Below are 13,882 nucleotides of genomic sequence, written 5' to 3' on the forward strand. Positions count from 1 at the left end.
CGCTATACTGCACTAAAACAGTGCAACAACTCCAGGAGACTGCTGAATGGCAACTGGCACGCTGCCCGATGCTGGGCAGATCCTCAATTCTTTGATTAACAGCATTTTGCTGGTCGATGACGAGCTGGCCGTTCATTACGCCAACCCGGCGGCGCAGCAGCTGCTCGCCCAAAGCGCACGTAAACTGTTCGGCACCCCGCTTCCTGAACTCCTGAGCTATTTTTCGCTGAATATTGGCCTGATGCAGGAAAGTTTGCAGGCTGGCCAGGGGTTTACCGATAACGAAGTGACGCTGGTGATCGACGGACGCTCGCACATTCTGTCGCTGACCGCGCAGCGTCTTCCCGATGGGATGATCCTGCTGGAAATGGCGCCGATGGATAATCAGCGTCGACTGAGCCAGGAGCAGCTTCAGCATGCGCAGCAAATTGCCGCCCGTGACCTGGTGCGCGGTCTGGCGCATGAAATCAAAAACCCGTTGGGTGGATTACGCGGCGCGGCGCAGCTTCTGACCAAGGCACTCCCCGATCCCGCGCTGGCGGAGTACACCAACGTCATCATTGAGCAGGCGGACCGTCTGCGAAATCTGGTAGACCGTCTTCTTGGTCCGCAGCAGCCGGGCATGCACGTCACTGAAAGCATCCATAAAGTGGCTGAACGGGTGGTGAAGCTCGTCTCAATGGAGCTGCCGGAGAACGTCACGCTGGTACGTGATTACGACCCAAGCCTGCCGGAACTGGCCCATGATCCGGATCAGATTGAGCAGGTCCTGTTGAATATTGTGCGTAATGCCCTGCAGGCGCTGGGGCCTGAAGGGGGGGAGATTATTTTACGCACCCGCACCGCCTTCCAGCTCACGTTACATGGCGTGCGCTACCGGCTGGCGGCCCGAATCGACGTTGAGGATAACGGACCCGGCATTCCATCGCATCTGCAGGATACCCTGTTCTACCCGATGGTAAGCGGTCGCGAAGGCGGGACCGGCCTGGGCTTATCCATTGCCCGCAGTTTGATCGATCAACACTCCGGGAAAATTGAATTTACCAGTTGGCCGGGACATACCGAGTTTTCGGTTTTCCTGCCGATTAAAAAATAAAGGTGACGTTTATGCAACGAGGGATAGTCTGGGTAGTCGATGACGATAGCTCCATCCGTTGGGTGCTTGAACGCGCGCTCACAGGGGCAGGATTAAGCTGCACGACGTTTGAGAGCGGCAGCGAAGTGCTCGATGCACTCACCACCAAAACGCCGGATGTTCTGCTTTCGGATATTCGTATGCCGGGCATGGACGGGCTGGCGCTGTTAAAGCAGATCAAACAACGCCACCCTATGCTTCCGGTCATCATAATGACCGCTCACTCCGATCTGGATGCCGCAGTGAGCGCCTACCAGCAAGGGGCGTTCGATTACCTGCCCAAACCGTTTGATATTGACGAAGCGGTGGCGCTGGTTGAGCGCGCGATTAGCCATTATCAGGAGCAGCAACAGCCGCGCCACGCGCCCGATTTTGGGCCAACGACAGACATCATCGGCGAAGCGCCGGCGATGCAGGACGTGTTTCGCATTATCGGTCGTCTGTCCCGCTCGTCCATCAGCGTCTTGATTAACGGCGAATCGGGAACCGGTAAAGAGCTTGTGGCGCATGCATTGCATCGCCATAGCCCGCGGGCAAAAGCGCCGTTTATCGCTCTGAATATGGCGGCGATCCCGAAGGATTTGATTGAGTCCGAACTGTTCGGCCATGAAAAAGGGGCATTTACCGGCGCTAATACCATTCGTCAGGGGCGTTTCGAACAGGCTGACGGTGGCACGCTGTTCCTGGACGAAATTGGCGATATGCCGCTGGATGTCCAGACCCGCCTGCTGCGCGTGCTGGCCGACGGACAGTTTTACCGCGTGGGCGGCTATGCGCCGGTGAAGGTAGACGTGCGCATTATTGCCGCGACCCACCAGAACCTGGAGCAACGCGTGCAGGAAGGGAAATTCCGTGAGGATTTATTCCATCGCCTGAACGTCATTCGCGTTCATCTGCCGCCGCTGCGTGAGCGTCGGGAAGATATTCCCCGCCTGGCGCGCCATTTCCTGCAGGTAGCCGCCCGCGAGCTGGGTGTGGAAGCCAAGCAGCTTCACCCGGAAACCGATGCCGCTCTGACGCGCCTGGCGTGGCCGGGCAACGTGCGTCAGCTGGAAAACACCTGCCGTTGGTTAACCGTGATGGCCGCCGGGCAGGAAGTGCTGATTCAGGATTTACCCGCTGAGCTGTTTGAAGCGACCGCGCCTGAAAGCACTACCGGGCACGCGCTGCCGGACAGCTGGGCGACGCTGCTGGCGCAGTGGGCCGACCGCGCGTTGCGTTCCGGTCATCAAAACCTGCTGTCTGAAGCTCAGCCAGAGATGGAGCGTACGCTGTTAACTACCGCGCTTCGTCATACGCAGGGTCACAAGCAGGAAGCCGCTCGCCTGTTGGGATGGGGACGTAATACCCTGACGCGCAAGCTTAAAGAGCTGGGAATGGAGTGATCGTCCCCGAAGTGTAAAGGTTATTAATTGAGCGCAAATCGCCGTTATTTTGCGCTTTACTGTTCCGATGAGTTTTGTATGATCGTGCCCGGAAATTGGGGGTGAACATCATGCTGGAAACAATCGTGAATATGCTCTCTAGCGGAGCCGCTGAAAGCCACACGTCACAAACCGCCGTTGCGGCTATGTTGTGTGCGGCGCTGGTTGGGCTGTTTAGCTAACGAGCTATCAATGAAAAGCCGGGTGGCGGCTTCGCCTTACCCGGCCTACAAAAGCGTGAAATGTAGGCCGGGTAAGCGAAGCGCCACCCGGCATTTCCGCTTAAATCACCCGCGAGAACTGCTGCATACGCGCTTTCTGGCGCAGATACGCGTCGAAGCACATGCAGATATTACGGATCAACAGACGCCCTTTCGGCGTGACCTCAATCGCGCTCTCCGACACATCCACCAGCCCATCTTTCGCCAGCGGCGCCAGAAGCTTCAGGTCTTCTGCGAAATAATCGCTGAAGTTCAGCTCCCAATGCGCTTCCACGTCGCTGAAATCGAGACGGAAGTTGCAGATAAGCGCCTTAATCACATCGCGGCGGATACAGTCGTCGCGCGTTAATGCAATGCCGCGCCACAGCGCGTTGCCCGTCTCATCAACCTGCTGGTAATACAGCTTCAGTTCTTTCTGGTTTTGCGCGTAGCAGTCGCCAATCATGCTGATGGCGGAGACGCCCATTCCCAGCAAATCGGTATCGCCCTGGGTCGTGTAGCCCTGGAAGTTGCGGTGCAGGACCCCTTCGCGCTGAGCTACCGCCAGTTCGTCATCCGGACGGGCAAAGTGATCCATCCCGATAAACTGATAGCCGGTTTCGGTCAGCGAGGTGATCGTTTCCTGCAGGATATCCAGCTTCTGCTGGGCAGAAGGCAGATCGGCATCTTTGATTTTGCGCTGGGCAGCAAACAGCGTCGGCAGATGCGCGTAGTTAAAGACGCTCAGGCGGTCCGGGTTGAGTTCGGCCACGCGCTTCAGGGTGAAGGCGAAGCTTTCCGGCGTTTGCTTTGGCAGGCCGTAAATCAGGTCAATATTGGTCGAGGTGAAGCCAATCTCACGCGCGTGATTGAGTAAGGCAAAGATAAATTCTTCGTCCTGCTCGCGATTCACCAGACGCTGAACCTCTTTATTGAAATCCTGCACGCCCATGCTCAGACGATTGAAGCCTTCGGCGCGTAAGTGATCCAGTACATCCAGCTCAATTTCACGCGGATCGACTTCGATCGAGATTTCAGCGTCGGCGTTAAAACTGAAATTGCCGCGCAGCAGGGTCATCAGGCGGCTTATTTGCGCTTTATTCAGATAGGTTGGCGTACCGCCGCCCCAGTGAAGCTGGCTGACGTGACGGCCAGCAAACAGCGGCGCGCGATGCACAATTTCTTGTTCGAGCGCATCAAGGTACTGGTCGGCTTTATGCTGCTGACGGGTCACGATTTTATTGCAGCCGCAGAAGTAACACAGCTTATGGCAGAACGGAATATGGACGTAGAGAGACAGCGGACGCTCAGGATAGCGCGCGACAGCCTGCTGGAAATCACGCTCTCCGAAGGCATCGGAGAACTCCAGCGCGGTGGGGTATGACGTATAACGCGGCCCGGAATAGTTATATTTCTGGATTAGGGCCAAATCCCAGTCGATAGTTGGTGCTGACATGCTCACTCCTTCCGTTGGTGTCGCGTTCGTATACGGCGGCCCGTTCTGGCCCCATCGCGGGCCATCACTCGGGTGCGCAGCCACTTCTGTCGCCGCGACAACCGCCGTAGTTTAACGAATAACCACACCAGATAACATATAACCGGAAGGGTTATAAGCAGGACTATCGTGCCTGCCGGGTGCAAATGTTAGTTTCCACCCTTCAGAAGACGCATCATATCTTCCTGCTTTTCGTCTTCTTCTTCGTCGTCTTCGTCATCGTAAGACAGGCCCAGCTTCTGCATCAGCTCGTCGATGCGATCCAGTTTGGCATCCACCCATGACTGCTCTTCGGCGGTCAGGGTTTCACCCTCTTCAAGACGTTCCAGCAGCGCGTCCAGGCGCTCATCGTTCTCCAGCAAATCCAGCTCAGCCTGCGGTGAAAGCATAGGTTTCTCGCTCTTTGGTTTGTGCTGCTTAGTGACCGGGGTGTCTGTCACGCCCAGTGGAATGGGAGTTTTACTGCCGATACGAGGATCTTTCTGCTGTTTGCCTTTTGCAGAAGCGCCCGCTGCACCACCACCGTTGGCACGGCTACCCGCAGCATGACCGCGATGTTTTTTGTCGCGTTTGCGATCGCGCGCTTCCTGGTTCAGTTCTTCGCGCGTTTTGCGGCGTGCTTTTGCAGGGCGTTTCGCGCCCGCAGCGGAGGTTGGTTTTTTCATGATGTTTTATCTTTAAGTCGTTTTCTTCAGTATAGAATTGCGGCGAAATCTAGCAGAAAGCAAGCAAAGAAAAAAGGCGACAGAGCAATCTGTCGCCTTTTTTCCTGACTCACAACCCTTAGCGGGTCAGACATTCCGTGTTTGCCAACAACAAACCCTGTTTATCCCTTGGCTAATACCGTCCGTGATACGGTTCCCTTTCCTGTTTAAACGCCTCCAGGCGCTGGTCATCCTGACAATCCTGCGTCTTCGCCTCCTGGCGCTCCTGACCCTAATCCTTAAGTCGATATCCTGTTGGCTTCCTCGCCCTGACGCACACTTTACCTTGTTCCGTTAAACTAACAAGCAACGAAACGGTACAAAAAGGGATTTTCAGACAATTACCCGAAAATAAGCTTATGATTTAAAACAGTTTGGCTTTTTTGACGCCTGCGAATTCTCTGAAATCTCCCATAGCATCTCTGGCCGATCTCTCACACCGGTTGGGGCATTCGCCTACAAGTCCTGGCAATCAGAAAAGCCTTTTGCCTGCATTCAGGTATAATCCCCCTCAGATTACGATTTTGGAGACGACCACGTGACTACCTGGAACTACCAACAGACGCATTTTGTCACCAGTGCGCCCGATATTCGCCACCTCCCTTCTGATACCGGTATTGAAGTGGCCTTTGCTGGCCGCTCCAATGCGGGGAAGTCCAGCGCCCTGAATACGCTGACCAATCAGAAGAGCCTGGCGCGTACCTCAAAAACACCTGGCCGTACCCAGCTCATCAACCTGTTTGAAGTCGCAGAGGGCAAACGCCTGGTCGACTTACCGGGCTACGGTTACGCGCAGGTACCGGAAGAGATGAAAATCAAGTGGCAGCGTGCGCTGGGGGAATACCTGGAAAAACGCCTGTGCCTGAAAGGTCTGGTGGTGCTGATGGATATTCGCCATCCCCTGAAAGATCTGGATCAGCAGATGATCGACTGGGCTGTGGCAAGCGATATCGCCGTGCTGGTGCTGCTGACGAAAGCCGATAAGCTGGCAAGCGGCGCGCGCAAAGCGCAGGTGAATATGGTTCGCGAAGCGGTGCTGGCGTTCAACGGTGACGTGCAGGTTGAGCCGTTCTCCTCGCTGAAAAAGCAGGGTGTGGACAAGCTGCGTCAGAAGCTCGACACCTGGTTTAGCGAGCTGGAACCCGCGACGGAAGCGGAAGAAGAGTAATACCGAGCGCGGCCATGGCCGCGTTTTTTTTGCCTGAATTTTTCTTTGCCGCAATAAAAAACGCCCCAGTCATTACTGACTGGGGCGGCTAAAATATTCAGCCAAATCCGATTACGTGAAGTAAAAGGTCTGAAAGATAGAACATCTTACCTCTGTACCCTACGCCGATAACTCTACCCCTTTTTGTGCTGCAGAAAAAGCACTTTTTGTAGTTTTTTTTCATTCTTTACATAGGGAATTCTAATGATCGTCACAAAACGCGCGTTGTTATGTTGCAAACTTACATAAAAGGCGCGTTATGCGAAGAACCGTTAGTGAGCCTGATCCCAGTTTTCACCACTTCCCACTTCCACCAGCAACGGCACGTCAAGCGTCATGCTGCTTTCCATCAGTTCGTGGATCTTCTTCGACACGGCGTCGAGATCGTCTTTGTGCACTTCAAATACCAGTTCATCGTGTACCTGCATGATCATTTTCACGCGAGGCTTCTCTTTTTCCAGCCAGGCATCAACGGCGATCATTGCACGCTTAATAATGTCCGCCGCGGTACCCTGCATCGGGGCGTTGATCGCCGCACGCTCTGCGCCAGCGCGACGCGCCGCGTTGCTGGATTTGATGTCAGGTAAGTAGAGACGGCGACCATCAAGGGTTTCGACATAACCTTTCTCCTTCGCCTGCGCGCGGGTGCGTTCCATATATTCCAGCACCCCCGGATAACGCTCGAAGTAGAGATCCATATACTTCTGCGACTCTTTACGCGGAATGTTGAGCTGGCGCGAAAGCCCGAATGCACTCATGCCGTAAATCAGACCGAAGTTGATCGCCTTAGCGCTGCGGCGCTGTTCGTTGGTCACGCTGTCCAGCGGCAAACCGAAGACTTCTGCCGCGGTTGCCCGGTGGATATCCTTCCCTTCGGCAAATGCGCTCAACAGGCCTTTGTCACGGGACAGGTGCGCCATAATGCGCAGTTCGATTTGCGAGTAGTCCGCCGAGACAATCAGATAATCCTCTGGAGCGATGAAAGCCTGGCGAATACGACGGCCCTCTTCGTTACGTACCGGGATGTTCTGCAGGTTGGGATCGGTAGACGAGAGTCGACCGGTCGCCGCGACAGCCTGATGGTATGAGGTGTGCACGCGGCCCGTTTTCGGGTTGATCATCAGCGGGAGCTTATCAGTGTAGGTAGACTTCAGCTTCGCGAGACCACGGTACTCCAGAATCACTTTCGGCAGCGGATAATCCAGCGCCAGCTCTTCCAGCACCTCTTCAGAGGTTGACGGCGCGCCGCCAGGGGTTTTCTTCAGCGGCTTGATGCCCTGCTTTTCAAACAGGATGGTTTGCAGCTGCTTCGGTGAAGAGAGGTTAAACGGCTCGCCTGCAAGCTCATGCGCTTTTTGCTCCAGCTCGGTCAGGCGCTGCGCCAGTTCCCCGGAGTGGTTATGCAGCACCGTTGGATCGATTTTCACGCCGTTGCGTTCAATGCGGGACAGCACGGGCACCAGCGGCATCTCAATATGCTGGAACACGTTCAGCGGACCTTCGTGCTTCTGCAGCTTTGGCCACATCTTCAGATGCAGCTGCAGCGTGACGTCAGCGTCTTCCGCCGCGTAGCGTCCTGCCTCTTCGAGAGCAATCTGGTTAAAGGTGAGCTGATTTTTCCCTTTGCCGGCAATCTCTTCGAAGGTGATCGTTTTGTGCTTGAGCCAGCGGTCAGATAAGGAATCCATGTCATGGCGGCCCGCGACGCTGTCCAGAATGTAGGATTCGAGCATGGTGTCGAAGGCGATCCCGCGCAGTTCAATGCCGTAGTTTTGCAGAATGCCGCGGTCGTACTTGAGGTTTTGCCCAACCTTAAGCGCCTTTTCGTCTTCCAGGATCGGCTTCAGCAGCTCAAGCACGCGTTCACGGGAGATCTGCTCCGGCGCATCCAGGTAATCGTGCGCAACGGGAACATAGGCCGCATGACCAGGCTCTGTCGCAAATGACAGGCCTACCATATTGGCAGAAATGTTATCGAGACTGTCCGTTTCGGTGTCAAAGGCGAAGACCGGCGCTTTTTTCAGTTTCTCGATCCAGGCGATCAGCTGTGACTCTTCAAGAAGGGTTTCGTAGTTGTCGAAGGTAAGCACCACGGCTTCTTCTTCCGCCTGCTCTTCTGCGTCAACGACAATCGTCTCCTTCGGTTTTGCAGCAGGTTTCGCCCCTTTTGCCTGCAGCCATTTACCGGCTTCCACGTCAGTGATCCAGCGCTTAAATTCGTATTTCTTAAACAGGCTCAGCAGATCGTCAGCGGAAGGTTGTTGCACTTCCAGCTGCTCACAGCCCAGCTCCAGTTCGACATCGGTTTTGATGGTTGCCAGCTTATAGGAGAGATAAGCCACCTCTTTGTTCTCTTCCAGTTTTCCGGCCATGGTTTTTGCGCCACGGAAGGAGAGCCCGGCGATTTTGTCTGATTCGGCGTAGAGCGTATCCAGCCCGCCAAGCCCCTGAAGCAGCGCCTGCGCGGTTTTCTCACCGACGCCGGGAACACCAGGGATGTTATCCGAGGAGTCGCCCATCAACGCGAGGAAGTCGATAATCAGCTCAGGCGGCACGCCATACTTAGTGACCACTTCTTCTGGCCCCAAAATGGTGTTGGTCATGGTGTTAATCAGGGTGATACCTGGCGTTACCAGCTGCGCCATATCTTTATCACCGGTGCTGATCAGCACAGGACGCCCCATTTTTTCTGCTTCACGCGCCAGCGTGCCGATGACGTCATCGGCTTCAACGCCGGAGACGGCCAGCAGCGGCAGCCCCATCGCTTTTACCATGGCGTGCAGCGGCTCAATCTGCGCACGCAGATCGTCAGGCATTGGCGGACGGTGGGATTTGTAATGCTCAAACAGCTCATCGCGGAAGGTTTTACCTTTCGCATCAAAGACGACAGCCGCATGGGTTGGCTGATACTGAAGGATCAGGCTGCGCAGCATGTTCAGCACGCCGTACATTGCGCCGGTGGGTTCCCCTGCGCTATTGGTCAGAGGAGGAAACGCATGGTATGCCCGATACAGGTAAGAAGAGCCATCGACGAGAATAAGAGGGTTTTCTGGGATCTGAACCATAATGTCCGTGCCTTTAATCAATTTATGGGTAAAGGATGCCACAGAAGGATGAAAACATCAGTTATTAGCGCCAGATACAGGAAAAGATTTTGCGATCGTGAGGATCGCTCGCAAAAATCAAACTGTGGATAAGTTTGTGTATATTTTCACTTCATATGAATAACAGACGCAAAAACCACATATGAGGTAATATTTAGTTCTTAATTATCATGCTGTTATGTTGTTAGATCTTATCTATATGGCCAACTGATGGCAATTTAGTCTATGTGGATATAAGCCTTGATTCGCGCAGAACCCCAGAGAAATCTGCTGCGCCAGGGTAAAAGCCGCCAAATCATCATGTGAAAGCGCCATTCATTTGTCTGTTTTCTGGTAAAATCAGCGCCCAGCGTCGACTAGTCGGTCGCTCACTTACAGCTAACTATTTGAAAAAGCTCATCATGTCGAGATTGCTCGCTGCAATAACATTACTGCTAAGCATCATTTTAACTATTCTGGTGACGATCGCCTGTTCCGTGCCGATCATTCTCGCCGGGATCATTAAACTGCTGCTGCCTGTACCCGTGGTGTGGCGAGCCGTGTCCGCATTTTGTAACTTCATGATGTATTGCTGGTGCGAAGGGCTGGCGATCCTGTTGTGCCTTAACCCGCATCTGAAGTGGGATGTCAAAGGGCTGGAGAGTCTCAACAAAAAGAACTGGTACCTGCTGATCTGCAATCACCACAGCTGGGCGGACATCGTGGTGTTATGCGTGCTTTTTCGCAAACACATCCCGATGAACAAATACTTCCTGAAACAGCAGCTCGCCTGGGTGCCTTTTATCGGGCTGGCCTGCTGGGCGCTCGATATGCCGTTTATGAAACGCTATTCGCGCAGCTATTTGATTCGTCATCCGGAACGTCGCGGTAAGGATGTGGAGACCACGCGCCGTTCCTGTGAAAAGTTTCGCGCACATCCAACGACCATCGTGAACTTTGTTGAAGGCTCCCGGTTTACGGAAGAGAAGCGCCAGCAAACTCGCTCTCCTTATCAGCATCTGTTGCCGCCAAAGGCGGCGGGGATTGCGATGACGCTTAACGTGCTGGGAGCACAGTTCGATAAACTTCTTAACGTCACGCTCTGCTATCCGGAAAACGACAGGACGCCGTTCTTCGATATGCTCAGCGGCAAACTGACGCGCATTGTCGTGCACGTCGATCTGGTCCCGATAGACGCTGAACTGCACGGTGATTACGTAAACGATAAGAACTTCAAACGTCGTTTCCAGCAGTGGCTTAATACGCTCTGGAAAGAGAAAGACGAACAGATAGACAAGATAAAATCTTCATACAAAAACGCCGGTCAGTGACCGGCGTTTTTACATCAGCGAAATTACTTCTTCTCAACCAGGTATTTCACGGTATCAGCATACTGCTGTACGAAGATATCCATGCTGCTGGTGTCCATACCCTGCATGTTCAGCTGGTATTTGCCGTTAACAAACATCGCCGGAACGCCCTGAAGCTGGAGGTCAGCAGCCGCTTTTTCCTGCTGGGCAACCAGTGATTTCACCACGAAGCTGTTCCATGCGGCATCGTACTCTTCACCTTTCACGCCAGCATCAACAAACACTTTACGGATATCCGCAGTAGTCTGAACGGTCTGGGTTTTCTGTACGGCTTCAAACATTGGCGAAGTGATCTTATCTTCCACGCCCAGTGCCATCGCCACCGCCCATGCCTGAGTCAGGTCTTTACCCAATGGGCCCAGGAACTCAACGTGGTACTTGGTCATTTTGGTGCCTTCCGGCAGCTTTTTCTTCACGCTGTCAGAGACATGCAGCACCTGCTCGAACTGATAGCAGTGTGGGCAATAGAACGAGAAGAACTCCAGAACCTGTGGCTCGCCAGCGACCGGCTTGTCCAGCGTGATATACTGTTTTCCGTCGGTAAACTGCGCAGCAGAAGCGCTAAATGCCAGAATCATACCTGCCAGCGCCAGCCAAATTTTTTTCATGATTAACTCTCTCCTGGGTGTGTCCAATTAATACATCGGCGTTAATTGCAGAGGGGGCTCCTGAAGAACCTTAACCTGCTCAGTAAATGTAGATATCTGGCTACGCCAGTAATCCTCTCCGGTAAGCCACGGGAAATTTCGGGGAAATGCCGGATCGTCCCAACGCCTGATTAACCATGCGAGATAATAAACAAAACGCATCGCACGTAAAGGCTCAATCAGGGCAATTTCGTCTGAATTAAACGGGCTAAATTCTTCATAAGCTTCAATAATGGTTTCAAGCTGCATGCGTTGCTCGGCTTTGTCGCCATTGAGCAGCATCCACAGGTCCTGAACCGCTGGCCCCATACGCGCATCATCGAGATCGACAAACAGCGGGCCATCACGCCAGAGAATATTCCCGGCGTGACAATCGCCATGCAGGCGCAGAACGGAAATATCATCGCGCCAGCAGGTTTTCACTGCAGCAATAAGCTTATCGGTGGCGTTGAGGAAATCATCCTTTAGCGCAGCGGGGATCATTGCAGACGTTTCGAATAGTTCGCGCGGTTCAAGAAGGTATTCCTGAATCCCCATCGTCGGGCGGGCAATAAAGGCTTTTTTGCGTCCCGTCTGGTGGATACGCCCAAGATAGCGGGCAACCCATTCCATCTGATCGATATTATCCGCTTCAAACTGACGACCACCCAGGCTTGGGAATACTGCGTAGTAATACCCTTCGTGCGTGAGGAGCGTTTGGTTATTGAATTTTAGCGGTGCGGCAACGGGAACATCGTCATCCAGCAGATCGTGAGCAAACTGATGCTCTTCCTGAATTTGTTCTGCGGACCAGCGTTCAGGACGATAGAACTTTACGACGAAGCGCTGACGATCCTCGTCCTGAAATTGATAGACGCGGTTTTCGTAGCTGTTTAATGGGGTTAGCCCGGAATCCACCCGAATACCCTGTTCAAACAGGGCATCCATAATGGTGTCCGGGTGTAATGTCTGGAAAGTAAAAGCCTGGTCGTTCATCCGATCATCCGGAAATTATACGAATGATTCAGGATATCATCTTGTGGCGATTTCGGTGCCGCCGCTTACAAGCTTTTACTCTTTAATTACGCCTCGGGCGCGCAATAATGCGGTCTTAAAATCTTCCTCATAATCTTTCTGAATACCAGGAATAACAGCATCTTTGGCAGAGTCGCGCATTTTAAGGTGGTAGATCAGGATGTCGTCAGAAAGGTCTGCCAGATCGCCGTCAAAACCTGACTCTTTCGCCAGTTTCTGTAAAAATTGCATCAGATTTAGCTCTGGCTCTTTTTGCCAGGCGGGCTGGAGGAGTTCAATAACTTCATTCAGACGTTTACATTTCATGGTGGTGCTCCTTTCATTTAGAGTGACACGTTAGCAGGGTCAATCCCACAATAAAAGAGGCGATATTCGTGAATGTTAGCCAGGAAATCATCGGGGTCGTTCTGGCAGGCGGCAGAGCAACGCGAATGGGCGGTAAAGATAAGGGGCTTCAGCTTCTTAATGGAAAACCCTTGTGGCGGCATGTCGCCGATACGCTCGCCGGCCAGGTGACGGCAATGGCCATCAGCGCGAACAGGCATATCGACACTTACCGGCGCAGCGGGTACGCCGTTTATCAGGATAGCCTTGAGAATTACCCGGGACCGCTGGCTGGTATGCTTTCAGTCATGCAACAGTCGCACGGAGAGTGGTTTATCTTCTGCCCCTGCGATACCCCGTTTATTCCGTCCTGTCTTGTCGAGCGTTTGTTATTGCTTCGCGGTACGGCCCCTGTGGTCTGGGTACATGACGGCGAGCGTGACCATCCTGCTATCGCGTTGATGCATCGTTCGCTAGCGCCTGCTCTGCAGAGCTATCTGGCTGCGGGAGAGCGCAGGGTGATGGTCTTCATGCGTGAGTCTGGCGGCCATTCCGTTGATTTTAGCGATGTGAAATCAGCGTTTGCGAACGTGAACACGCATGAAGATTTGCAGATGATGCAGGAGAAAAAATGATACCTCTTTTAGCCATTTCCGCATGGAGTGGGACCGGGAAAACCACGCTGCTGAAAAAGCTGATACCCGCGCTGTGTGCCAGAGGCCTTCGTCCTGGATTGATTAAGCATAGTCATCACAACATGGATATCGATACGCCAGGAAAAGACAGCTATGAGCTGCGTAAGGCCGGAGCAGCACAAACGATGGTAGCAAGTCCTCAGCGCTGGGCGTTAATGACAGAAACGCCGGACGAGGCGCCGCTGGATCTCGCTTATCTGGTCAGTCGGATGGATCATTCCACCCTGGATCTGGTGCTGATTGAGGGATTTAAGCATGAGGCAGTGCCTAAGATCCTGCTGTTCAGAAGCGATGCCGGGCATGATTTCAGCGAGTTAACGCTGGATGAGCATGTGATTGCGGTGGCCAGTGATGTGGTATTGCCACTTGAGGTTCCGGTGCTGGACTTAAATGATGTGGATGGGATTGCGGGCTTTATTGTGACGTGGAGTGCGGTCTGACGTGCCGGGTGGCGGCTTTGCCTTACCCGGCCTGCCGTTTTTTTGGCGCATAAACGCAAAAAGGCCATCCTTTCGGATGGCCTCTTCACTTGTTTGATGCCTGGCAGTTCCCTACTCTCACATGGGGAGACCCCACACTACCAT

At 53.6% G+C, this 13,882-nt stretch carries 14 protein-coding genes; 7 read left to right on the top strand and 7 right to left on the bottom strand.

What is annotated here, in order from left to right; genetic code table 11:
• The first annotated feature begins 46 nt into the window (after positions 1–46).
• From glnL to OTG14_RS23160, 3 genes are all read left to right on the top strand, one after another.
• Positions 47–1,096, top strand: coding sequence for a nitrogen regulation protein NR(II) (gene glnL / locus OTG14_RS23150; RefSeq protein ID WP_023333897.1), 1,050 nt, complete (start codon positions 47–49; stop codon positions 1,094–1,096).
• An 11-nt stretch (positions 1,097–1,107) separates the two neighbouring features.
• Positions 1,108–2,520 (top strand): nitrogen regulation protein NR(I), encoded by a 1,413-nt coding sequence (gene glnG / locus OTG14_RS23155; RefSeq protein WP_024909218.1) that lies wholly within the window; start codon positions 1,108–1,110, stop codon positions 2,518–2,520.
• Positions 2,521–2,630: 110 nt separating this feature from the next.
• Positions 2,631–2,741: a YshB family small membrane protein gene (locus OTG14_RS23160; protein ID WP_267215805.1), complete on the top strand. Its 111-nt coding sequence runs from the start codon at positions 2,631–2,633 to the stop codon at positions 2,739–2,741.
• Between the two features lie 100 nt (positions 2,742–2,841).
• On the opposite strand, the gene hemN is transcribed toward OTG14_RS23160, so the two are convergent.
• The gene (hemN, locus tag OTG14_RS23165; RefSeq protein WP_267215802.1) at positions 2,842–4,215 is read right to left on the bottom strand and encodes an oxygen-independent coproporphyrinogen III oxidase; all 1,374 of its coding nucleotides are present in this window, start codon (positions 4,213–4,215) and stop codon (positions 2,842–2,844) included.
• Positions 4,216–4,403: 188 nt separating this feature from the next.
• Entirely contained in the window at positions 4,404–4,919 is a 516-nt protein-coding gene (gene yihI, locus OTG14_RS23170) for a Der GTPase-activating protein YihI (protein WP_014885763.1), read from the bottom strand.
• A gap of 577 nt (positions 4,920–5,496) precedes the next feature.
• Between yihI and yihA the strand changes: the two genes are divergently transcribed.
• A complete protein-coding gene (gene yihA, locus OTG14_RS23175) occupies positions 5,497–6,126 on the top strand; it encodes a ribosome biogenesis GTP-binding protein YihA/YsxC (RefSeq protein ID WP_023309768.1) in 630 nt (209 codons plus the stop codon).
• A 97-nt stretch (positions 6,127–6,223) separates the two neighbouring features.
• Here yihA and spfP read toward each other — a convergent pair whose 3' ends face one another.
• Together spfP and polA are read right to left on the bottom strand one after the other, a co-directional pair.
• A complete protein-coding gene (gene spfP, locus OTG14_RS23875; RefSeq protein ID WP_071892919.1) occupies positions 6,224–6,271 on the bottom strand; it encodes a small protein SpfP in 48 nt (15 codons plus the stop codon).
• A 166-nt stretch (positions 6,272–6,437) separates the two neighbouring features.
• Positions 6,438–9,230, bottom strand: coding sequence for a DNA polymerase I (polA, locus tag OTG14_RS23180; RefSeq protein WP_032648428.1), 2,793 nt, complete (start codon positions 9,228–9,230; stop codon positions 6,438–6,440).
• 440 nt (positions 9,231–9,670) lie between these two features.
• On the opposite strand from polA, the gene OTG14_RS23185 reads away from it, so the two are divergent.
• Entirely contained in the window at positions 9,671–10,579 is a 909-nt protein-coding gene (locus tag OTG14_RS23185) for an acyltransferase (protein WP_267215803.1), read from the top strand.
• A 23-nt stretch (positions 10,580–10,602) separates the two neighbouring features.
• Here OTG14_RS23185 and dsbA read toward each other — a convergent pair whose 3' ends face one another.
• The 3 genes from dsbA to OTG14_RS23200 all read right to left on the bottom strand — a co-directional run bounded on the left by dsbA (position 10,603) and on the right by OTG14_RS23200 (position 12,585).
• Entirely contained in the window at positions 10,603–11,226 is a 624-nt protein-coding gene (gene dsbA, locus OTG14_RS23190) for a thiol:disulfide interchange protein DsbA (protein ID WP_024909222.1), read from the bottom strand.
• Positions 11,227–11,253: 27 nt separating this feature from the next.
• Positions 11,254–12,240, bottom strand: a complete 987-nt coding sequence (locus tag OTG14_RS23195) for a serine/threonine protein kinase (protein ID WP_024909223.1) — start codon at positions 12,238–12,240, stop codon at positions 11,254–11,256.
• A 75-nt stretch (positions 12,241–12,315) separates the two neighbouring features.
• Positions 12,316–12,585 carry a YihD family protein gene (locus tag OTG14_RS23200; protein WP_008501866.1) on the bottom strand — a complete coding sequence of 90 codons (270 nt, stop codon included), beginning with the start codon at positions 12,583–12,585 and terminating at the stop codon, positions 12,316–12,318.
• A gap of 68 nt (positions 12,586–12,653) precedes the next feature.
• Between OTG14_RS23200 and mobA the strand changes: the two genes are divergently transcribed.
• Together mobA and mobB are read left to right on the top strand one after the other, a co-directional pair.
• A complete protein-coding gene (mobA, locus tag OTG14_RS23205) occupies positions 12,654–13,238 on the top strand; it encodes a molybdenum cofactor guanylyltransferase MobA (protein WP_267215804.1) in 585 nt (194 codons plus the stop codon).
• A complete protein-coding gene (gene mobB / locus OTG14_RS23210; protein WP_024909225.1) occupies positions 13,235–13,738 on the top strand; it encodes a molybdopterin-guanine dinucleotide biosynthesis protein MobB in 504 nt (167 codons plus the stop codon). The genes mobA and mobB overlap by 4 nt, the downstream gene beginning before the upstream one ends.
• Positions 13,739–13,882: the final 144 nt, after the last annotated feature.

This window comes from Enterobacter pseudoroggenkampii, assembly GCF_026420145.1.
Taxonomy (GTDB): domain Bacteria; phylum Pseudomonadota; class Gammaproteobacteria; order Enterobacterales; family Enterobacteriaceae; genus Enterobacter; species Enterobacter pseudoroggenkampii.